Below are 21425 nucleotides of genomic sequence, written 5' to 3'. Positions count from 1 at the left end.
CCTGTAGTGATGCCTCTTTCTCATTGATAACTATGTTTTGCCTTGTTATTCAATTTTGCTTGCTCTATTTGCAATTCACGCTCTACCAATCGATCTAATTGCTGAATAGCTTTAAGTGCTTTTTCATAAGAAATCGTTCTATAATGATGAGCTCCGCCTGGTTCTTCATCTGCTTCGTCTGCCCATTTAATAATGCTTTGAAGAGATGTTCTTTCAATTTCTTGTTCCACTAAGAAAGAATCTGTATGCAGAAGAATCGCGATAGAAATTTCTTTTGCTAGTTTTGGATGTTCTCCCAATCTAATAAGCAATTTATGTGCTCTTTCTGCACCTTTAATTGCATGGATATCATTCTTTTTATATAAGTCATAGTCCCATTCGCCGCCTGTGTACCACGTATGATGTCCGATATCATGAAGGAAACCGGCTTTTGTCGCAGCATCGACTGAGGCGTGGTGCTTTTTAGCTAAGTGAAACGCATGGTAAGCGACAGCGATCGCGTGGACCATTCCGGAACGGTTTACGTATTTTTGTGTAATGTGATGTTTAAAAACTTGTTCAAGCGTAATACGGTGCATAAAACATTCACTCCTTTTATCTAATGATGTATACGAAGAAAAATCGATCGGTTTAAATGTATTTTGAACATTGTACTCCATCATAGTTCGTTAGTAAAGTAGAAATGTTTAGGAGAAGAAAAATTTTTTTCGTAAAAAAATCACCTTAGCTTATGCGAAGGTGATTTTCAAATTGCTTATTTTTTTAATCCTTGCTCTAGTGTTTCTAACATTTCGTGCTTTTCATTTTCATCAGCGTTTTTCCAAATGACTTCAAATAAGACGCCAAGACCTGGAAGCATTTTTTCTTCACCGCTTTGAATTGCATCGACAATTGTTTCTTGTAATTGATCTTGTGAATTACCAGATACATTCGCTAATACGGCACCGCGTAAATTAAAACTCATTGTTTTCACCTCTTCTTCAGAATTGAAACTGACGTTAGTTTTTGTTCTTTTTTATGTAAATATGTATGAAAAATAGGCTATAATGATAAGACAAGAAGAGAGGGAACTACATATTATGAAAAACATTGATTCAGTACAAAATCCGCGTGTAAAGCAGTGGAAAAAGCTGCAAACGAAAAAAGAACGCGATAAAAAAGGTTTATTTTTTGTAGAAGGATTCCACTTAGTCGAAGAAGCTTTGAAGGCAGGAATTGTAACAGAACTTATCGTTTCAGATCAGACAGACCTTCCGAAAGATTGGACAGTTAATGATGTAGAAATGTATATCGTGCCTGAGGCTATTGTAAAAATACTTCGTGAAACAGAAACGACGCAAGGTGTATTTGCTGTTTGTGAGAAGCATGAGAAAGAAGTAGCTCTTACTGATGGGAAATTCCTTTTATTGGATGGACTGCAAGACCCAGGTAATTTAGGAACAATTATTCGTACAGCTGATGCAGCTGGTATTCACGCCGTTGTGCTTGGAGAAGGTTGTGTTGATGTTTACAATAGTAAAGTACTCCGCTCTACACAAGGTTCTATTTTCCGCTTGCCAATTGTAAAAGGGAACTTAGAAGAATGGGTAGACAAGTTAAAAGAAAATAACGTTCCTGTATATGGAACAGCTCTTGAAAATGGAGTTCCGTATGGTGAGGTAACTCCGGCCGGAAGTTTTGCATTAATTGTTGGAAATGAAGGAAATGGCGTACGCCAAGAAATTCTTACAAAAACGGATCAAAACTTGTATATTCCGATTTACGGCGGGGCAGAATCATTAAATGTTGCGGTTGCAGCAGGGATTTTAACGTATTATTTACAAAGCCCAGTTGCGAACAAATAAAAAACTTCTTATAATAAGTTGAAGTACATTATATTAAAAGTTAAATAACGAAAAACGTTGATAGAGAAGAGTAGCTTACAAAATCGCCATATAGGGAGAGAGTGCCGTAGACTGAAAGCATTCTTATGGTAGACGGAAGTGAATTCACCTCTGGAGTTGACGCCAGGACCATGTATATGTAAAGGCGTTCCGGTCAGAATTGATCGTTATAACTAATGAGTGGGCAGACTTGTTCTGTCAATTTAGGGTGGTACCGCGAATTTACCTCGTCCCTTTTTGGGAGCGAGGTTTTTTTATTTTTAAAATTAGGAGGGTTCCAAAATGGAAGCACGTTTAAAAGAGCTAAAGCAAAAAGCGTTAGAGCTTATTGAAGAAGCGAAAGAGCTAAAGGGCTTAAACGACGTACGCGTAGCGTATTTAGGAAAAAAAGGTCCAATTACAGAAGTATTACGCGGCATGGGAAAATTATCAGCAGAAGAGCGTCCACGTATGGGAGCATTAGTGAATGAAGTACGTGAAGCGATTCAAACGCGTCTAGAAGACAAAATTAGCAACTTAGAAAAAGCAGTAATTGAAGCGAAATTAGCTACGGAAACAATTGATGTTACATTACCAGGTCGTCCTGTTGAAACAGGTTGTCACCATCCGTTAACAGCTGTTGTTGAACAAATTGAAGATGTATTCATCGGTATGGGTTATGAAGTAGCTGAAGGAACAGAAGTAGAAAAAGACTACTACAACTTCGAAGCACTAAACTTACCGAAAGATCACCCAGCACGTGACATGCAAGATACATTCTACATTACAGAAGAAACGTTACTACGTACACATACATCTTCTGTGCAAGCACGTACGATGGAAAATAATAAAGAAAAAGGCCCAATCAAAATTATTTGTCCTGGTAAAGTGTATCGCCGCGATGATGATGATGCGACGCATTCACATCAGTTCATGCAAATTGAAGGCCTTGTAATTGATAAAAACATTCGTATGAGTGACTTAAAAGGTACACTGCAAGTATTCGTGAAAAAGATGTTCGGTGAAGATCGTGAAATCCGTCTTCGTCCAAGTTTCTTCCCATTCACAGAGCCATCTGTAGAGATGGATATTTCTTGTATGATGTGTCATGGCAAAGGTTGCGGCACTTGTAAAGGAACTGGCTGGATTGAAATTCTAGGCGCAGGTATGGTTCACCCGAACGTACTTGAAATGGCTGGTTATGATTCAAAAGAATATCAAGGTTTCGCATTCGGTATGGGCGCAGAGCGTATCGCAATGTTGAAATACGGCGTAGATGACATTCGTCATTTCTATACAAATGATGTACGTTTCTTACAACAATTCAAACGAGCGTAAGGGAAGGAGAGGATAAATATGTTCGTATCATATCGTTGGTTACAAGAGTATGTAGATATTAAAGATGTAACAGCACAAGAACTAGCAGACAAAATCACGAAAAGTGGTATTGAAGTAGAAGGCGTTGAAGTATTAAATAAAGGTGTAAAAGGTGTTGTAGTTGGTCACGTATTAGAATGTGAAAAACACCCAGAAGCTGATAAATTAAGCAAATGCTTAATCGATATCGGTGAAGAAGAGCCAGTTCAAATTATTTGTGGAGCTGCTAACATTGCAAAAGGTTTAAAAGTGCCAGTTGCAAAAGTTGGTGCTGTACTTCCTGGTAACTTCAAAATCAAAAAAGCAAAACTACGTGGTGAAGCTTCTCACGGTATGGTTTGTGCTCTTCAAGAGCTTGGCATTGATGGAAAGTTAGTTTCAAAAGAATATGCAGATGGTATCTTTATCTTCCCAAGTGACGCTGAAGTTGGTGCAGATGCACTTGAAATTTTAAACTTACACGATGAAGTACTTGAGCTTGGTTTAACACCAAACCGTGCAGATTGCTTAAACATGTTAGGTGTTGCATATGAAGTGGCTGCTATTTACGGCCGTGAAGTAAAACTTCCAGCTATCGACTTACAAGAAACAGCAGAAAAAACTTCTGATTACATTTCTGTAAGTGTAGAAGCGAAAGAAGAAAATCCATTATACATTGCAAAAATGGTGAAGAACGTAAAAATTGGTCCATCACCAATGTGGATGCAAACCCGTCTTATGGCAGCTGGCATTCGTCCAATTAGCAACGTAGTTGATATTACAAACTACATTTTAATGGAATACGGTCAACCGTTACATGCATTCGATTACGATAAATTAGGTTCAAAAGAAATCGTTGTTCGTCTTGCAAAAGAAGGCGAAAAAATTGAAACATTAGATGATCAAGAGCGTACATTACAAAGCCACCATCTTGTAATTACAAACGGAACAAAAGCTTTAGCTGTTGCTGGTGTAATGGGTGGGGCGGATTCTGAAGTTACAAATGAGACAGTAAACGTTCTAATTGAGTCTGCATACTTTGCAGGTCAAACAGTGCGCCGCACATCAAAAGACTTAGGTCTTCGTAGTGAATCAAGTGCACGTTTTGAAAAAGGAATCGACCCAACACGTACATTTGAAGCAATTCAACACGCAGCTGCCTTAATGGCGAAATATGCTGGCGGTGAAGCACTTGAAGGTGTAGTAGAAGCTGATAACTTACAAGTACAAGAGCGTACAGTATCTGTTACTGCTGAAAAAGTAAACCGTGTATTAGGTACAAATATTTCTGCGAGTGAAATGGGTACAATGTTCGCGAACTTGAAATTTCCATTCACAGAAGTAGAAGGAACATTCCATGTAAATGTACCAGCACGTCGTCCTGATATTACAATTTCAGAAGACTTAGTAGAAGAAGTGGGCCGTCTATACGGTTATGACCACATTCCAGTTACATTACCTTCTGGAACGATGACTCGTGGTAAATTAACATCAGCACAAACGAAACGTCGTAAAGTACGTCGCTTCTTAGAGGGTGCTGGTTTATATGAAGCAATCACGTATTCATTAACGAGCGCTGACAAAGCGAAACAATACATGATTGAGCCAAACGAAAAGGCACCTGTAAACCTTGCACTTCCAATGAGTGAAGAGCGTAGCCAACTTCGTTTAAGCTTAGTGCCACAATTGCTAGAAGCAGTTTCATACAATGTTGCTCGTAAAAACGACAGCGTTGCTTTATACGAAGTAGGTTCTATCTTCTTACCAACAGAAGCAGGAGAACTTCCGAAAGAAGAACAACACCTTGCAGGTGTTATGACAGGTCTTGCTCTTCACCATGCATGGCAAGGTGAGAAGAAAGTAGTAGACTTCTTCGTTGTGAAAGGTGTACTAGAAGGACTATTCGACGTACTTGGCGTTTCAAACCAAATCACATATGCACCAGCGAAACGTGAAGGTATGCACCCAGGTCGTACAGCTGACATCGTATTAGATGGCGAAGTAATTGGTTTCATCGGTCAATTGCACCCAGAAGCAGAAAAACAATTAGATGTGAAAAATACATTCGTATTTGAACTATCTCTTGTAAAAATATTCGGTGCAGACGCTGAAGAAACTTACTACTCAGCAATTCCGCGTTTCCCATCTATGACACGTGACATGGCTGTTGTAGTAACAAAAGAAACAAAAGCTGGTGAAATGAAGCAAGTCATTGCTGAAGCTGGCGGAGAACTTTTGAAAGACGTAACACTATTCGACTTATACGAAGGTGAAAAAATGGAAGAAGGCAAGAAATCACTTGCATTCTCTATGACTTACTTCGATGCAGAACGTACGTTAACAGATGAAGAAGTAACAGAAGCGCATAACCGTGTATTAACAACGGTAGAAGAGAAATTTGGTGCGGAGTTACGTAAGTAATTAGAAAATTGCCGGATTCATTCCGGCAATTTTTTTATTGCACAATCGTCGACAGATGTCGGTAAGTCGATATATTACAAAAATCGCTTATATATTTTATGGCATCTTGCATCTTTCTCTCGAATGTAGTACATTAATTTTAGTTTAACAAAATGAAAGACGATGATAAGGAAAAGTAGTATATGCTATAATCCAAAGCGAGTCAGGGGCGGTGAGAGCCTGATGAGGCGGTATATGTGAAGAACACCTTGGAGTTGCTAACCGAAATTGAATCTTGTATTCAAGAGTAGACTTAGACGGGAAGCCGGCCTGTTACAAACCGGGAAGTATGTATTACATACGAGTTAAAGTTGGTCTTTATGACAAATTGGGTGGTACCGCGAAGTTTAACCTTTCGTCCCTTTATGGATGAAAGGTTTTTTTGTATTTAAATATATCAGCAAAGGAGAATTTCACTATGGAAAACACATTAGTAAAAAGTCTGTATAGAGATACAGAAAAGTATGCAGGTCAAACAGTACAAGTATCAGGGTGGATTCGTAATTTACGTGATTCAAAAGCATTTGGTTTCATCGAATTAAACGACGGTAGCTTTTTCAAAAGCGTTCAAATCGTTTTCGATACAGAATTAGAGAACTTTAAAGAAATTGCAAAGCTTCCACTTAGCTCTTCAGTGAAAGTAGAAGGTAAAGTAATTGCAACGCCTGGAGCGAAGCAACCATTTGAAATTAAAGCAGAAAAAATTGATATCGAGGGCTTATCAGATTCTGATTACCCACTTCAAAAGAAGCGTCATACGTTTGAATACTTACGTACAATCGCTCACTTACGTCCAAGAACAAATGCATTCTCTGCAACGTTCCGCGTACGTTCTATCGCAGCATTTGCGATTCACCAGTTCTTCCAAGAGCGTGGATTCGTACATGTTCACACACCAATCATCACTGGTAGTGATACAGAAGGTGCTGGCGAAATGTTCCGCGTAACAACACAAGATTTAAACAACGTACCAAAAGGTGAAGACGGACAAGTTGATGAGTCAAAAGACTTCTTCGGTAAAGAAACAAACTTAACAGTAAGTGGACAGCTGAACGCTGAAGCGTATGCATTAGCATTCCGTGATGTATATACATTCGGACCTACATTCCGTGCAGAAAACTCAAACACAACTCGCCACGCTGCTGAGTTCTGGATGGTTGAGCCTGAGATTGCATTCGCTGAGTTAGGCGATGTAATGGATCTTACAGAAGATATGCTGAAATATGCAATGAAATATGTATTAGAGCATGCACCAGAAGAAATGGACTTCTTCAACAGCTTCGTTGATAAAACAGTTCTAGAGCGTATGAACAACGTGATTAACTCTGACTTCGGTCGCATCACATATACAGAAGCAATTAAAGTACTTCAAGAATCAGGTGCTGACTTCAAGTACCCAGTAGAATGGGGTATTGACTTACAAACAGAGCATGAAAGATACTTATCAGAAGAAATCTTCAAACGCCCTGTATTCGTAACTGACTACCCGAAAGACATTAAAGCGTTCTACATGCGTATGAATGAAGATGGAAAAACAGTAGCTGCTACTGACCTTCTAGTTCCTGGCATCGGCGAATTAATCGGCGGAAGTCAACGTGAAGAAAGAATGGACGTTTTAGTAGACAGAATTAAAGAATTAGGTATGAACGAAGAGGACTACTGGTGGTACTTAGAACTTAGAAAATACGGCGGTACAAAACACGCTGGATTCGGTCTAGGTTTCGAGCGCTTCCTAATGTACATCACTGGTATGGCTAACATCCGTGACGTAATTCCATTCCCAAGAACTCCAGGTTCTTCTGAGTTCTAAAATATGAAAAAAGCGAGAGGATTTCCTCTCGCTTTTTTGTTTGCATAGTTTATGACCCCGTAGCAAAAAGTAACGCGAAGGGGTGAGTATAAAATGAGTAAAAAAGTGAAAAAAGATCATTCAAGATCGAGCCTAGGTTCTCCGGAAGTAGAAGGACAAGGAACGACGACACATGAAACAGGTTCTCATAAGGTATCTTCATCTAATAAGAAGCAGAAACAAAGCTAACATAAAAAAGGAGAGTCTTAGGGGCTCTCCTTTTTATGTATTACATCTTGTTATCGTTAATCTCTTTTGTAATTTGATCTATGTCTTTGTCTAATCGATCTAAATAGAAAAACCATAGTAAACTCATGAACACGTGATAGATGGCCATAACGCTAAGGCTATCAGATATGTTTTCGAATGTGGATTTAGTAGTGAAGAAAGTGCCCCAAACAGTAGAAATAATGAAGTAAGAAAGTGGACCTACGAGATGTACGAAAACATATAATAACTTTTTCACTTTTACAGCGTTTATATAAATTCCCTCCTTTAAATTATTGAATGCAGGCTTTTCACTTAGTATCTGAATGTTTTCTCTAATTTTGAACTGTCTTTCGTGTGGATCGCCTAGTAAAATATTTAGAATCATTTGTAGAAGTAGCAATGGGAATCTCCTCATATGTTAGAATAATCTGTATATTGTAATTGTCACAAAACTATAAGGACAATAGTAGGGTGAAACAAAAAACAGGAGTTTGTAGGCTCCTGTTTTTGTCGATACTATTTTAATAAGCGAAACGCCTTCTCCGTATTAGCGAAATGCAGTTTCACAAACTCGGGTAATCGTTCTTTACCAAGCTTTTGAATTAATTTAGCTGCAGCAATATCAACTTGTTTACCAGCACCTTTTGGAAGTGGCATACCAGCTTTTTTGCTTAGTTCGTCAAACTGTTTTACGAATGAGTAGCGAGCTAAAATAGAAGCAGCGGCTACTGCTAAATGGACGCTTTCACCTTTCGTCGCGAAATAAACATTTTCACGCTGTACCTGTTTTTGTTTTGCTAAATATTTATAGTATGTATCAGGTTGTGTGAATTGATCGATTAAGACGCCTTCAGGTTTTGTAGGTGCCATTTTACCTAATAAGTTTGTAATAGCTTTATTATGTAGCAAGGCTTTTAGCTTACCTTGGTTGTTTCCTTTATCAAATAGCTCGTTATATTTTTCATTATGAAGGACAAGAGAGCTGTAAGGAACAACATGTAGAAGTTGTTTCGCAATGGCAGTAATTTGATCGTCATTTAAGTTTTTAGAGTCTTTTACACCAAGTTCTTTTAGTAGTGGAATTTGCTTTGCATCTACATATACAGCAACGACTGTCATCGGTCCAAAGAAATCTCCCGTACCAACTTCATCAGACCCTACAATAGACATTGTACTGATGGAAGCAGGCGGTGCATAACGATGTGAATCGACAGTTTTTTTTACAGCTGTTTTGGGTGTTTGAGAGACAGTTTGCCAACGAGAAGCTTCTGCTTCAGCGCGGCCTCCTTGGAACATTACTTTTCCAGATTTATACGCTGTAATCGTGCAAGATGGTACCTTTGCCATGAAGATCCCGCCTTGCGGAGTTTTCGGGCTAAGCGAATGTTTATATTGTTGTTTCATGTCTTCAATTACTGTAGAATTTGTTTGAATTACGATAGAATTTGACATAATGGTCGCCCCTTTTTTTATATTGTTATTTTTATCATATCGGATTGTTCTTTCTGTTTCCATATTATGAAGGTTCATGGTATGATAAACTTTAGGATTCTGTACGTGATTGGAGGCCGGTGAGTTGTCACAACAAAAGGGAAAGAAAAGTCGAATTAATGTAGAAATCTATGGTCAACAATATTCAGTTGTTGGCGATGAAAGTACAAGTCATATCCGCATGGTAGCAGCGATTGTGGATGATAAAATGCGCGAACTCAATGCCAAGAATCCTTCGCTTGACACGAGTAGACTAGCGGTATTGACGGCGGTAAACGTCATACACGATTACATAAAATTAAAAGAAGAACATGAGAAATTGAAAGAAAGTATGACAAAAAAAGGAATGGAATAACATGATTGATATTATTATCATTTTACTGCTTGTTATGGGATTTTTCCTCGGCTTACGCAGAGGGTTTATTCTGCAACTTGTAAAGTTAACAAGCTTTATTATCGCATACCTTGTTGCATACTGGTACTGTAAAGATTTAGCGCCAGCACTTGCGAAATTTATTCCGTATCCATTTGATAAAAACGTATCTGTTCCAGAATGGATTGATGCAAATAATATTGAGACAGTATTTTATCAAGCGCTTGCGTTTATCATATTGTTTATTATCACTAAAATTGCACTTTCATTACTTGGTAATTTGTTAAATATGTTTGCAGAAATACCGGTTTTAAAGCAAGTAAATGCGTTTGCGGGGGCAATCCTCGGATTTTTAGAAGTATATATTATTTTGTTTGTCTTAATTATCATTGGAAACATACTTCCGATTGAACAAGTACAAACACCATTACAAAAATCATCAATTAGCAAAATAATTGTAGACGATACACCGATTCTATCTGAAAAGGTGAAGGAACTATGGCAGACAGGTAGCAGAGTATAACTTCTCTTTTTTCGGAAAGAGAAGTTTTTTTCTATGAAAGAAAGGCGGGGCAATGATGAAAGTAAATAAAAAACAAGTTATCAAATTATTAGAGACAATCGGGCTTTTTATGGAACTAAAGGGTGCGAATCCATTTAAAATATCTGCATTTCGTAAAGCGGCAGCAGCATTAGAAAGTGACGATCGTAGTCTTTCTGAAATTGAAGATTTCACAAAGATTCCAGGCATCGGAAAAGGAACAGCAGCCGTTATTCAAGAATATATAGAATCGGGAACATCTGAAGTATTACAAGAACTTGAGAAAGAAGTACCAAGTAGCTTATTGCCGTTATTAAAACTACCAGGACTTGGTGGTAAGAAGGTAGCTAAGTTATATAAAGAACTTGGTGTTGTTGATATGGAATCGCTAAAAGCTGTTTGTGAGGAAAATAAAGTACAGGCTTTAGCAGGTTTCGGTAAGAAGACAGAAGAGAAAATATTAGAAGCAATCGATCAAGTAGGCTCTCGTCCAGAGCGTTTACCAATCGCGATGGTATTGCCTATTGCCGGGGAAATAGAGGAGAAATTGTCGAATATTGCTGAAGTAATTCGTTTCTCTCGCGCTGGTAGTTTGCGCCGCGCGAGAGAAACAGTGAAAGATTTAGATTTTATCATTGCAACCACAGAACCAGCAGCGGTACGTGAGCATTTACTACAATTCGATAATATGATTGAAGTAATCGCAAGTGGAGATACGAAAGTTTCGGTTCGTCTTCAATATGAATATGATATTTCAATCGATTTTCGTTTAGTAAAACCAGAAGAGTTTATTACAACTCTTCACCATTTCACAGGATCAAAAGACCATAACGTAAAAATGCGTCAAATCGCAAAAGATAGAGGCGAGAAAATTAGTGAGTACGGTGTAGAAAACTTGGAAACAGGTGAAGTGAAAACATTTGAGAATGAAGAAGACTTCTTCGCTCATTTCGGTCTGCCATTTATTCCGCCAGAAGTGCGTGAAGATGGAAAAGAAATTGAATTAATTAAAGAGTATCCGAACTTAATTCAGTTTTCCGATATACAAGGTGATTTACATATGCATACAACTTGGAGTGACGGTGCTTTTTCTATTGAAGAAATGGTACAAGCGTGCCGTGCTCGTGGATATAAGTTTATGGCGATTACTGATCACTCGCAATATTTGAAAGTAGCGAATGGTTTAACGAAAGAGCGTCTTCGTGAGCAAGCGAAAGAAATTGAACGTATGAATGAAAAGTATCCAGACATTACAATTTTACGCGGAATTGAAATGGACATTTTACCAGATGCCTCGCTTGATTTTGATGATGAAGTATTAGAAGAATTAGACTATGTCATTGGAGCGATCCACTCTAGCTTCTCACAAGACCGTGAAACGATTATGAAGCGTCTGCGTACTGCACTTGAGAATAAACATGTCACAATGATTGCTCATCCGACAGGACGTCTTCTCGGGCGCCGTGAGGGTTATGATGTAGATACAGATTTATTAATTGAACTCGCAAAAGAGACAAATACAGTTTTAGAATTAAATGCGAATCCGAACCGTCTAGATTTAAGCGCGAAATTATTAAAACAAGCACAAGATGCTGGTGTAAAAGTAGCGATTAATACGGATGCTCATACACTTGAAATGTTAGAAGATATGGAAACAGGTGTAGCTGCAGCACGTAAAGGTTGGATTCAAAAAGATAACGTGATTAACACGTGGGATATTGAACGTTTATTAGACTATATTAAACGTAATAAGTAACACAAGGGGGACCTGCAACATGTTAGAAAGAACGTTGCGTGTATTAGAATACAATAAAGTAAAAGAACAATTACTTGAACATACAGCCTCTTCACTTGGCCGTGATAAAGTGAAGCATTTAGTGCCGAGCACTGATTTTGAAGAAATTGTAGAAATGCAAGATACAACGGATGAAGCAGCGAAAGTCATTCGTTTAAAAGGTAGTGCACCATTAGGTGGCATTACGGATATTCGTTCAAATGTGAAGCGTGCAAAGATTGGAAGCATGTTAAGCCCGAATGAGCTACTTGATATTGCGAATACGATGTATGGTAGTCGCAATATGAAACGTTTCATTGAAGATATGGTTGATAACGGTGTCGAGCTTCCGATTTTAGAAACTCATGTCGCTCAAATTGTATCTTTATATGATTTAGAAAAGAAAATTACAAATTGCATCGGTGATGGCGGTGAAGTAGTCGATAGCGCGAGTGATAAACTGCGTGGTATTCGTACTCAAATTCGTACTGCGGAAAGTCGTATTCGTGAAAAGTTAGAAAATATGACGCGTTCTTCAAACGCGCAAAAGATGCTGTCTGACTCGATTGTAACGATTCGTAACGAACGTTACGTAATCCCAGTAAAACAAGAATACCGCGGCGTATATGGTGGTATTGTTCACGATCAATCTGCTTCTGGACAAACGTTATTTATTGAACCGCAAGTCATTGTAGAATTAAATAATGCACTACAAGAAGCACGAGTTAAAGAAAAACAAGAAATTGAACGTATATTATTAATGTTAACAGAAGAAGTGGCAGTAGAAGCCGATATCGTTTTATCAAACGTAGAAGTAGTTGCAAATCTTGATTTCATCTTTGCGAAAGCTTTTTATGCGAAGCGAATTAAAGCAACGAAACCAATCGTAAATAACGAGCGTTATATGGATTTAAGACAAGCTCGTCATCCGCTAATCGATCCAGAAATTATTGTGCCAAATAACATTATGCTAGGTAAAGATTTCACGACAATTGTTATTACAGGACCGAATACAGGTGGTAAAACAGTTACGCTGAAAACAGTTGGTATTTGTGTATTAATGGCGCAATCTGGTCTTCACATTCCAGTAATGGATGAGTCAGAGATTTGTGTATTTAAAAACATCTTTGCTGATATTGGTGATGAGCAGTCGATTGAACAAAGCTTAAGTACGTTCTCCTCACATATGGTGAACATTGTAGATATTTTAGAAAAAGCTGATTTTGAAAGCTTAGTTTTATTTGATGAATTAGGTGCTGGAACAGACCCGCAAGAAGGTGCTGCACTAGCAATTTCGATTTTAGATGAAGTATGTAACCGCGGTGCTCGTGTTGTTGCTACGACGCATTACCCAGAATTAAAAGCATACGGATACAACCGTGAGCAAGTTATTAATGCGAGTGTTGAGTTTGATGTAAATACATTAAGTCCAACTTATAAATTATTAATCGGTGTACCAGGTCGCAGTAACGCCTTTGAAATTTCAAAGCGCCTTGGATTATCTGATCGCGTTATTGATCAAGCACGTAACCACATTAGTACAGATACAAATAAAATTGAAAATATGATTGCGAAGTTAGAAGAAAGCCAGAAGAACGCAGAGCGTGACTGGAACGAAGCAGAGGCACTTCGCAAACAATCTGAGAAACTTCATCGTGAGTTGCAACGTCAAATTATTGAGTTTAACGATGAGCGTGATGAAAAATTATTAAAAGCGCAAAAAGAAGGGGAAGAAAAAGTCGAAGCTGCGAAGAAAGAAGCAGAAGGTATTATTCAAGAACTTCGTCAATTGCGTAAAGCACAGCTTGTAAATGTGAAAGATCATGAGCTTATTGAAGCGAAGAGCCGTCTAGAAGGCACAGCGCCAGAGCTTGTGAAGAAACAAAAAGTAAACGTAAAAAACACTGCGCCGAAACAACAGTTACGGGCAGGTGATGAAGTAAAAGTATTAACGTTCGGTCAAAAGGGTCAATTACTTGAAAAAGTAAGTGATACAGAGTGGAGCGTACAAATCGGTATTCTGAAGATGAAAGTAAAAGAATCTAACATGGAATACATTAACACACCGAAGCAAACAGAGAAAAAAGCAGTCGCAAGTGTGAAGGGTAGAGATTACCACGTTTCATTGGAACTTGATCTTCGCGGTGAACGTTATGAAGATGCAATGATGCGCGTTGAAAAATATTTAGACGATGCCCAGCTTGCAAGTTATCCTCGTGTATCAATCATTCACGGTAAAGGAACAGGAGCGCTTCGCCAAGGTGTACAAGATTACTTGAAGAAGCACCGCGGCGTGAAGAATTACCGTTACGGTGACATGGGCGAGGGAGGCCTAGGCGTAACAGTTGTCGAATTAAAATAGAAAACAACGAAACAAAGGGGAAACCATTATATGTTTATGGACAAACTTGCAAAAGTATTGTTAGCTTGTTGTGGAATATTTTTGGTGATTGGGGTTATTTATTTAGTTGTTTTTGCGAATTGAAAAAGCGTCAATCGTGGCATAATGATATTGCCATAGATTGACGCTTTTAATATATGTGAAAAGGAATAAAACATGAAAATCAACCAATACATAAGCGAAGCAAAATCCTGCTCAAGACGTGAAACAGATCGCCTCATTAAAGCTGGACGCGTGGCTATTAACGGCGAAATATGTACGCACGGTGCACTCGTGAGCGATGGTGATGTAGTAACGATTGATGGGCAGGTTATTGCAAAAGAAGAGAAAGAGAAGGTGTATATAGCCTTTCATAAGCCGGTCGGAATTACTTGTACAGCAGCCGATCATATTGAAGATAATATTATTGATTATATCAATTATCCAGAGCGAATCTTTCCAGTTGGGCGATTAGATAAAGCATCAGAAGGACTTATCTTATTAACGAATGACGGTACGATTGCGAATCAAATTTTACATGGTAATCATGAGCACGAGAAAGAATATGTTGTCACAGTCGATAAACCTTTTACGGACTGGTTTATTAATGAGATGTCCAGCGGTGTAAAGATTAAAGATGGTATGACGAAGCCGTGTAAAGTGACGAGAGTCGATCAATCAACATTTCGTATCATTTTAACGCAAGGGATGAACAGGCAAATTCGTAGAATGAGCCGTGCTTTCGGGTTTACTGTAATAAAGCTAAAGCGAGTACGCATTATGAATATAGAGCTAAATGAGCTTGAAGTAGGAAAGTGGAGGAGCGTTACATCGGAGGAAATAGACATTCTAATAGATCAGTTATAGGGAGGAAAAGTTTTCTCCCAATATTTTTTGTCAGAAAAAATAAAACTATTGATTTTTTAAAAAATAGCCCATATAATAAAAAACAACAAGTTTCGACAAGATATTTTATAAAAGTAATGATGAGGACATGAGTTGTATTTTACGATTCTCAGAGAGGGGAGCCTTAGGCTGTGAGCTTCCTAATACGAAAAGACAAGCTTACCACCTCTAAACTTCAAGAGTGAACTGCATGCATGATGCATTGTAATTCTTGGCGGATAAAACCGTTATCAATTTACACGAGCTATAAAATGAGCTTATTTCGTTATAAATTCATTTTATTAGAATAAGGGTGGAACCACGATTTCAACACTCGTCCCTTTGTTAGGGACGGGTGTTTTTTGCGTTCTTTTACGGGGAAGTGTGCTTGAAAGAGGATATGTGACGGATTCTTTTTCAGAATATTTTGTCAATTAATTATTTTAGGAGGTTAGTAGAAATGAAATCATCTTTAAAGTTTTCAGAGATGTTTGCAATAAGTTTAATGTTATTTGCACTGTTTTTTGGTGCAGGTAATATGATTTTTCCACCAGCGTTAGGGCAAGGTGCTGGAACGGACGTATGGATCGCGCTGTTTGGTTTTATTGTAACAGGCGTTGGACTACCTTTATTAGGCGTAATTGTTATAGCTTTAAAGGGAGATATTAATGAGCTAGCAGGACGTGTACATCCTATATTCGCACTTGTTTTTATCACTGCCATTTATTTATGTTTAGGCGTATTCGTAAGTGTGCCGCGTACAGGAACAGTAGCTTATGAGATGAGTGTTGCACCGTTTTTACCAAGTGAGATAGCAGGTCAGTCATATCCACTTGTTATCTTTACACTTATTTTCTTTGCAGTAACTTTCTATTTAGCTTTAAATCCTTCGAAATTAGTGGGGCGTATTGGTAAAGTGCTAACTCCAATATTATTAGCTGTTATTGCAATTATCGTAGGTAAAGCACTTATTACACCAATTGGAGAATTTGGTGCACCGACAGAAGTGTATAGTGCTCCTCTCTTCAAAGGATTTATTGATGGATATTTAACTTTAGATGGACTTGCAGCACTTGTATTCGGAAATGTTGTAATTCATGCGTTAAAAGAAAAAGGCATTACAAATAAAAATAGTATTGCAAAAGTAACAATCTTTGCAGGATTTATTGCAGCGCTTGGTCTACTACTTGTGTATTTAGCGCTTGCTTATCTTGGAGCTTCTAGTGTGTCACTTGGAATGGGCGCAAACGGAGGAATTATTTTAACAAATGTGGTGAATCATTTATTTGGCAGTTACGGAACTTTATTACTAGGGATCGCAATTACAGCAGCATGTTTAACAACTTCTGTAGGTATTGTTGCAGCTTGTGGTGATTACTTCTCTTCCTTATTACCAAAGCTTTCTTATCAAAAAGTCGTTTTCATTTTCTGTGTATTAGCATTTATGGTAGCAAATCTTGGGTTAACTCAGTTAAATGCATTAGCATTACCAATCTTAATCGCTATCTATCCAATTGGAATCGTACTTATCGTATTATCACTTGTTGAAAACTACGTTCGTCTTCCATTAGCGATGTATGTGGGGGGGATTGTAGGAGCATTTGCAATCAGTTTCTTTGATGGATTACACAATGCAAACCTTCAAATTGCAGCGCTAGCACCTATTTTAGATAAGATTCCATTATATAGTGTAGGAATTGGTTGGTTAGTTCCAGGCATAATCGGTATAGGATTTGGTTATATAGTTTCTAAGTTTCAAAAGCAGGAAATTGCTGTAGAAAAATAGAGAAAAGAGGCTTTCTATAATAGAAAGTCTCTTTTTTTGTAGAAAAAGCCATATATAGAGAAATTCAGATATTAAAAATTTTATACGTAATATAGTTGACAAAAAATTTATGAGTAGGCTAAGATTGACTTAGTTGTGGAAATATTGGAAGGGAAGTGAGGGATAAGGGGTTTCTATAACTATAGTGTTGTTATGGGAAGAGGTGAAAGAAGAGGCGAAGAGATAGTTTATTTTTTTTGATTTATATTGAGAATGATAATCAATAAAAAAGTTTTATAATTTTTTCTCAGTTTCTATGCCTTTGTATAAGGAATAGGGTGAGATATTATTTTTAATATTCAATGAGAATGATAATCAATAATACTTATGTTACATAAAAGAATGCTAATTAAATAATAGGTAAAAGAGATTATTTTTTTCTTATAAATTGAGAATAATTATCATTTTCAAAAAGTGAAATGAAAGATAACCAAGGAGGAAACAAGAAAAATGAAAAAGGTTTCTGTATTACCCGCTTTTATTATAACGTTCGTATGTATGCTAGCTTTTCTTGTAATGCCATACGGAAATGCTTCAGCAAAACTAGCTGATGGTACTTACGATATTAATTACGTAATTCAAAAAGCGGAAAATGATTCAGCTTCAATGGCAAATGACTATTTTGAAAAGCCAGCAAAATTAGTAGTGAAAAACGGTGAGATGAGAGTACAAGTTCCGATGAATCATAGTGCTTGGATTACAGAATTTAAAGCACCAGAGAACGGGGATTTTGTTGATGCGAAAGTTGTTAGTAAAGATGAATCGGCAGATAAAAGAACAGTAGAGTTTAAAGTAGATGATTTATCCAAACCGGCAGCTGTAAAAATTCATGTTGTTGTACCAAATGCAAACTATGACCACCACTACACAATTCGTTTTGCTTTTGATGCAAATGTAAAAGCTGTAGGTGGCGATAACGGCATAGCTGCTACTACAAAAAATAATGATCAAGCGAAAACAGATACACAAGTAAAAGAAGAGAAAACAAAAGTAGAGAGTAAGGAAACAGCTAAAGAAGTGAACAAAGAAACAAAAAATGAAAATGGAAAAGCTGAAAAAACAGATAATCCAAAAACAGGCGATGAAGCACGTATTGGATTGTTTGCAGCGTTAATTCTTATTTCAGGTGCTTTCTTAATTCGTAAAGTGAAGTTGAGTAAATAAATCTTTTGAAGGGTGATGAATATATGTTTAAACAATTTAAAATGATTATTGCCGTATTTGCTATTTTATTTACGTTTATCGCAACACTAGGTTTACAAGATGCAAAGGCTGCTACAAAACTAGCTGATGGAAAATATAATATTGCTTTTACTGTATGGAAAGGCGATAAAGATGAATCGTCTAGAATGAATAGTTATTTTGAAAGCCCAGCAACATTAACAGTTAAAAATGGAAAACAATATGTTTCATTTAAAGTGAAAGATAGTGCTTCTATTAAAAGTTTCCAAGTAGAAAAAGATGGTCAATTTGTAGAAACAACCGTGTTAAGTGAAAACAAAAAAGATAATACTAGAGTTGTAGAATTTGAAGTTGCTGACTTGTCAAAAAAACTAAATGGCAAGGTGAAAATTAATATTCCAATTATTAATTATAATGCTTCGTATGATATTCGCTTTGTATTTGATGGGAATAGTATTAAATAATTTTCAAAAGGGAGAGTCGTTCCATTGAACAGGTATACAAAAATTATTGTTGCTATGTTTTTAATGATATTTACATTCGTATCAACATTACAACCACTTGCAGTTCAAGCAGCTACCAAGTTGGCTGACGGTGAATATTCAATTGGCTTCAAAGTTTTAAAAGATACATCAGATGAAGAATCAATGATGAATCAATATTCAGTAAGCCCGGGAACTTTAAAAGTGAAGGATGGGAAAAAGAAAGTATCCTTTACATTAACAAATAGTTCATGGATTACGAAGTTTGAAACAGAAAAAGCAGGTAAGCTAGTTGCGACAAATGTAATTAGTGAAGATAAAGAAAAAGATACAAGAGTAGTAGAATTTGATGTAGAAGATGTAGAGAAGGTATTAAATGCAAAAGTAAAAGTAGATATTGATTTTTTAAATTATCATCATGAGTACGACGTTCGTATTGCATTTGATCAAAATAGCATTACACCAATTCATGTAGAAAAACCAAATGAAAAAGAGGACCCAGCTAATAAGCCAGATCCAAATGAAACTACCGATCCAGGTCAGAAGCCCGACCAAAAGCCTGACCCAGATCAACAACCAAATTCTAACACAATTACAGATGGTGCGTACAGCATTCCATTTAAAGTATTAAAAGATCAAACAGATGAAGAATCTAAGATGAATACTTACATGGTAAATCCAGGAGTATTAAAAGTAGAAAACGGTAAGAAAAAAGCAATTGTAACACTAAAAAGTAGCTCATTAATTAAAAATTTCCAAACGGAAAAAGATGGCGCATTTGTTGATGCAAAAGTAGTGAGTGAGGATAAGGAAAAAGATACAAGAGTAGTAGAGTTTGAAGTAAACGATTTATCTAAAAAACTAAATACAAAAGTATTTATCGAAATGGCATCAAGAAATTATAAGCAAACGCATGATGTACAACTTTTATTTGAACAAGATAAACTTGAACAAATTAAAAATGAAGAGAAACAACCAGAAGTAGAAAAACCAGAAGTAGAAAAACCAGAAGTAGAAAAACCAGATGAAAATAAAAAACCAGATGCTGAAACAATTAAAGATGGTGAATACAGCATCAATTTTAAAGCGTTAAAAGATCAAACAGACGAAATTTCAATGATGAACACATATACAAAAAGTCCAGGTGTGCTAAAAGTAAAAGATGGTAAGAAGTATGTATCATTTACGTTAACGAACAGTTCTTGGATTACAAAATTTGAATTTGAGAAAAATGGTTCGTTTGTTGATGCAAATGTAATAAGTGAAGATAAAAAAGCTGATACACGCGTAGTGGAAGTAGAAGTGCCAGACTTATCGAAAAAGTTAAATGCAAAAGTAAAAGTAGATATCGATTCAATGAATTATCACCATTTTTACGATATTCAATTTGCATTTGATAAAGGTAGCATTAAGCCGTTAGATAACCAAGGTGGAAACGACAATCAAGGCGGAAACAACAACCAAGGTGGAAATAACAACCAAGGCGGAAACAACAACCAAGGCGGAAACAACAACCAAGGTGGAAACGACAATCAAGGCGGAAATAACAACCAAGGTGGAAACGACAATCAAGGTGGAAACAATAACCAAGATAATAACACAACAATTGATCCAAAAGCTCTTAAAGATGGTGAATACAGCATTGGCTTTAAAGTGTTAAAAGATCAAACAGATGAAATCTCAATGATGAACACATACACAAAAAGCCCAGGTGTATTAAAAGTAAAAGATGGTAAGAAATACGTATCGTTTACATTAACAAATAGTACATGGATTACGAAATTTGAATTTGAGAAGAATGGTTCTTTCGTTAATGCAAAAGTGTTAAGTGAAAATAAAGAACAAAATACAAGAGTAGTAGAAGTAGAAGTAAACGATTTGTCTAAAAAATTAAATGCAAAAGTAAAAGTTGATATTGATTCAATGAATTATCACCATTTCTACGATGTTCAATTTGTATTTGATCAAGACAGTATTAAAGCTTTAGGGAACCAAGGTGGAAACGACAACCAAGGCGGAAACGACAACCAAGGCGGAAACGACAACCAAGGCGGAAACGACAACCAAGGTGGAAACAACAACCAAGGTGGAAATAATAACCCGAGAGTAATAGTTGATCCGAAAAATTTAGTAGATGGCCAATATGATATTACATTTAAAGTATTAAAAGATAAAACAGATGAAATTTCAAAGATGCATGACTATGTTGTAAATCCAGCGAAATTAATCGTAAAAGATGGTAAAAAATACATTGAGATGACGCTGAAAAATAGTGCGTGGATTACGAAATTCCAAACGGAAAACAAGGAACTATTCGCTGATGCGAAAGTAGTAAGCGAAGATAAAAATGCAAATACGCGAGTAGTACAGTTTGAAGTAGAAGATCTATTTAAAAAATTAAACGCAAAAGTAAAGGTAGACATCGATGAGATGAACTATCATCATTTCTACGATGTACAAATTCAATTTGATACAAATAATATCGGCGCGTTAGGAACTATTAAAGAGGAACCGAAGAATGAACCGGAAAATCCAGTGACTACACCGAAAGTAGATAATGTAAAAACAGTAGGTACTCCTGATTTTAACCGAAATGCAGATGGTCAGAAGAAAAAAGAAGATACAAAAAATGATTCAAAAAAAGAGAAAAACTCAAAAACTGCAGATACAGCACAACTTGGTTTATATATGGTGTTACTGCTAGGTTCACTTGCTTTACTAGTTCGTAAATATAGAGCAGGTAGATTGTAATTTT

18 protein-coding genes and 3 other annotated features are annotated in these 21425 nt (G+C 36.8%); of the genes, 14 read left to right on the top strand and 4 right to left on the bottom strand.

All coding sequences use genetic code 11. The features are described 5' to 3' along the window. Positions 1-20 precede the first annotated feature (20 nt). Both DOS87_RS24990 and sspI read right to left on the bottom strand, forming a co-directional pair. Positions 21-578, bottom strand: coding sequence for an HD domain-containing protein (locus DOS87_RS24990; protein ID WP_000554806.1), 558 nt, complete (start codon positions 576-578; stop codon positions 21-23). A 176-nt stretch (positions 579-754) separates the two neighbouring features. Next, a complete protein-coding gene (sspI, locus tag DOS87_RS24985; RefSeq protein WP_000009509.1) occupies positions 755-964 on the bottom strand; it encodes a small acid-soluble spore protein SspI in 210 nt (69 codons plus the stop codon). 82 nt (positions 965-1046) lie between these two features. On the opposite strand from sspI, the gene DOS87_RS24980 reads away from it, so the two are divergent. The 5 genes from DOS87_RS24980 (at position 1047) to DOS87_RS24960 (ending at position 7716) form a co-directional block, all read left to right on the top strand. Then, positions 1047-1844, top strand: a complete 798-nt coding sequence (locus tag DOS87_RS24980) for a TrmH family RNA methyltransferase (RefSeq protein WP_003309975.1) — start codon at positions 1047-1049, stop codon at positions 1842-1844. A gap of 48 nt (positions 1845-1892) precedes the next feature. Then, positions 1893-2121: a binding site (T-box leader), on the top strand. A gap of 44 nt (positions 2122-2165) precedes the next feature. Next, complete coding sequence (gene pheS / locus DOS87_RS24975) at positions 2166-3200, top strand: phenylalanine--tRNA ligase subunit alpha (RefSeq protein WP_000388222.1); 1035 nt, start codon at positions 2166-2168, stop codon at positions 3198-3200. Between the two features lie 18 nt (positions 3201-3218). After that, positions 3219-5639: a phenylalanine--tRNA ligase subunit beta gene (gene pheT / locus DOS87_RS24970; RefSeq protein WP_000498180.1), complete on the top strand. Its 2421-nt coding sequence runs from the start codon at positions 3219-3221 to the stop codon at positions 5637-5639. A 153-nt stretch (positions 5640-5792) separates the two neighbouring features. After that, positions 5793-6044: a binding site (T-box leader), on the top strand. A gap of 52 nt (positions 6045-6096) precedes the next feature. Beyond that, on the top strand, positions 6097-7488 hold the full coding sequence (asnS, locus tag DOS87_RS24965) for an asparagine--tRNA ligase (RefSeq protein ID WP_000432189.1): 1392 nt from the start codon (positions 6097-6099) through the stop codon (positions 7486-7488). A 93-nt stretch (positions 7489-7581) separates the two neighbouring features. Further along, positions 7582-7716 (top strand): YuzL family protein, encoded by a 135-nt coding sequence (locus DOS87_RS24960; protein ID WP_000039593.1) that lies wholly within the window; start codon positions 7582-7584, stop codon positions 7714-7716. A 40-nt stretch (positions 7717-7756) separates the two neighbouring features. Here the strand turns inward: DOS87_RS24960 and DOS87_RS24955 are convergent, their stop codons facing one another. After that, a complete protein-coding gene (locus DOS87_RS24955; protein WP_033668924.1) occupies positions 7757-8008 on the bottom strand; it encodes a hypothetical protein in 252 nt (83 codons plus the stop codon). A 245-nt stretch (positions 8009-8253) separates the two neighbouring features. Then, positions 8254-9189: a ribonuclease HIII gene (gene rnhC, locus DOS87_RS24950; protein WP_000071595.1), complete on the bottom strand. Its 936-nt coding sequence runs from the start codon at positions 9187-9189 to the stop codon at positions 8254-8256. A gap of 124 nt (positions 9190-9313) precedes the next feature. On the opposite strand from rnhC, the gene zapA reads away from it, so the two are divergent. The 9 genes from zapA to DOS87_RS24905 all read left to right on the top strand — a co-directional run bounded on the left by zapA (position 9314) and on the right by DOS87_RS24905 (position 21421). Next, positions 9314-9583 carry a cell division protein ZapA gene (gene zapA / locus DOS87_RS24945; RefSeq protein WP_000082701.1) on the top strand — a complete coding sequence of 90 codons (270 nt, stop codon included), beginning with the start codon at positions 9314-9316 and terminating at the stop codon, positions 9581-9583. A gap of 1 nt (position 9584) precedes the next feature. After that, on the top strand, positions 9585-10124 hold the full coding sequence (locus DOS87_RS24940) for a CvpA family protein (RefSeq protein ID WP_000565409.1): 540 nt from the start codon (positions 9585-9587) through the stop codon (positions 10122-10124). 55 nt (positions 10125-10179) lie between these two features. After that, the gene (polX, locus tag DOS87_RS24935; protein ID WP_000867525.1) at positions 10180-11898 is read left to right on the top strand and encodes a DNA polymerase/3'-5' exonuclease PolX; all 1719 of its coding nucleotides are present in this window, start codon (positions 10180-10182) and stop codon (positions 11896-11898) included. Between the two features lie 19 nt (positions 11899-11917). After that, the gene (locus DOS87_RS24930; protein WP_000893725.1) at positions 11918-14278 is read left to right on the top strand and encodes an endonuclease MutS2; all 2361 of its coding nucleotides are present in this window, start codon (positions 11918-11920) and stop codon (positions 14276-14278) included. A 195-nt stretch (positions 14279-14473) separates the two neighbouring features. Beyond that, entirely contained in the window at positions 14474-15163 is a 690-nt protein-coding gene (locus DOS87_RS24925; RefSeq protein ID WP_086413545.1) for a 23S rRNA pseudouridine(2604) synthase RluF, read from the top strand. Between the two features lie 107 nt (positions 15164-15270). Further along, positions 15271-15526 (top strand) — a binding site (T-box leader). 115 nt (positions 15527-15641) lie between these two features. Next, a complete protein-coding gene (gene brnQ6, locus DOS87_RS24920) occupies positions 15642-16967 on the top strand; it encodes a branched-chain amino acid transport system II carrier protein BrnQ6 (protein WP_000842652.1) in 1326 nt (441 codons plus the stop codon). Between the two features lie 489 nt (positions 16968-17456). Further along, positions 17457-18170: a heme uptake protein IsdC gene (gene isdC / locus DOS87_RS24915; RefSeq protein ID WP_000757956.1), complete on the top strand. Its 714-nt coding sequence runs from the start codon at positions 17457-17459 to the stop codon at positions 18168-18170. A gap of 23 nt (positions 18171-18193) precedes the next feature. Beyond that, a complete protein-coding gene (locus DOS87_RS24910; RefSeq protein ID WP_016125940.1) occupies positions 18194-18652 on the top strand; it encodes an NEAT domain-containing protein in 459 nt (152 codons plus the stop codon). Between the two features lie 24 nt (positions 18653-18676). Then, on the top strand, positions 18677-21421 hold the full coding sequence (locus DOS87_RS24905) for an NEAT domain-containing protein (RefSeq protein ID WP_208730135.1): 2745 nt from the start codon (positions 18677-18679) through the stop codon (positions 21419-21421). The last annotated feature ends 4 nt before the right edge of the window (positions 21422-21425 follow it).

This window comes from Bacillus sp. CR71 (genome assembly GCF_003429245.1).
GTDB lineage: Bacteria > Bacillota > Bacilli > Bacillales > Bacillaceae_G > Bacillus_A > Bacillus_A thuringiensis_S.
The sequence above is the reverse complement of the archived record's forward strand: the minus strand, read 5'-3'. Positions and strand labels throughout refer to the sequence as shown.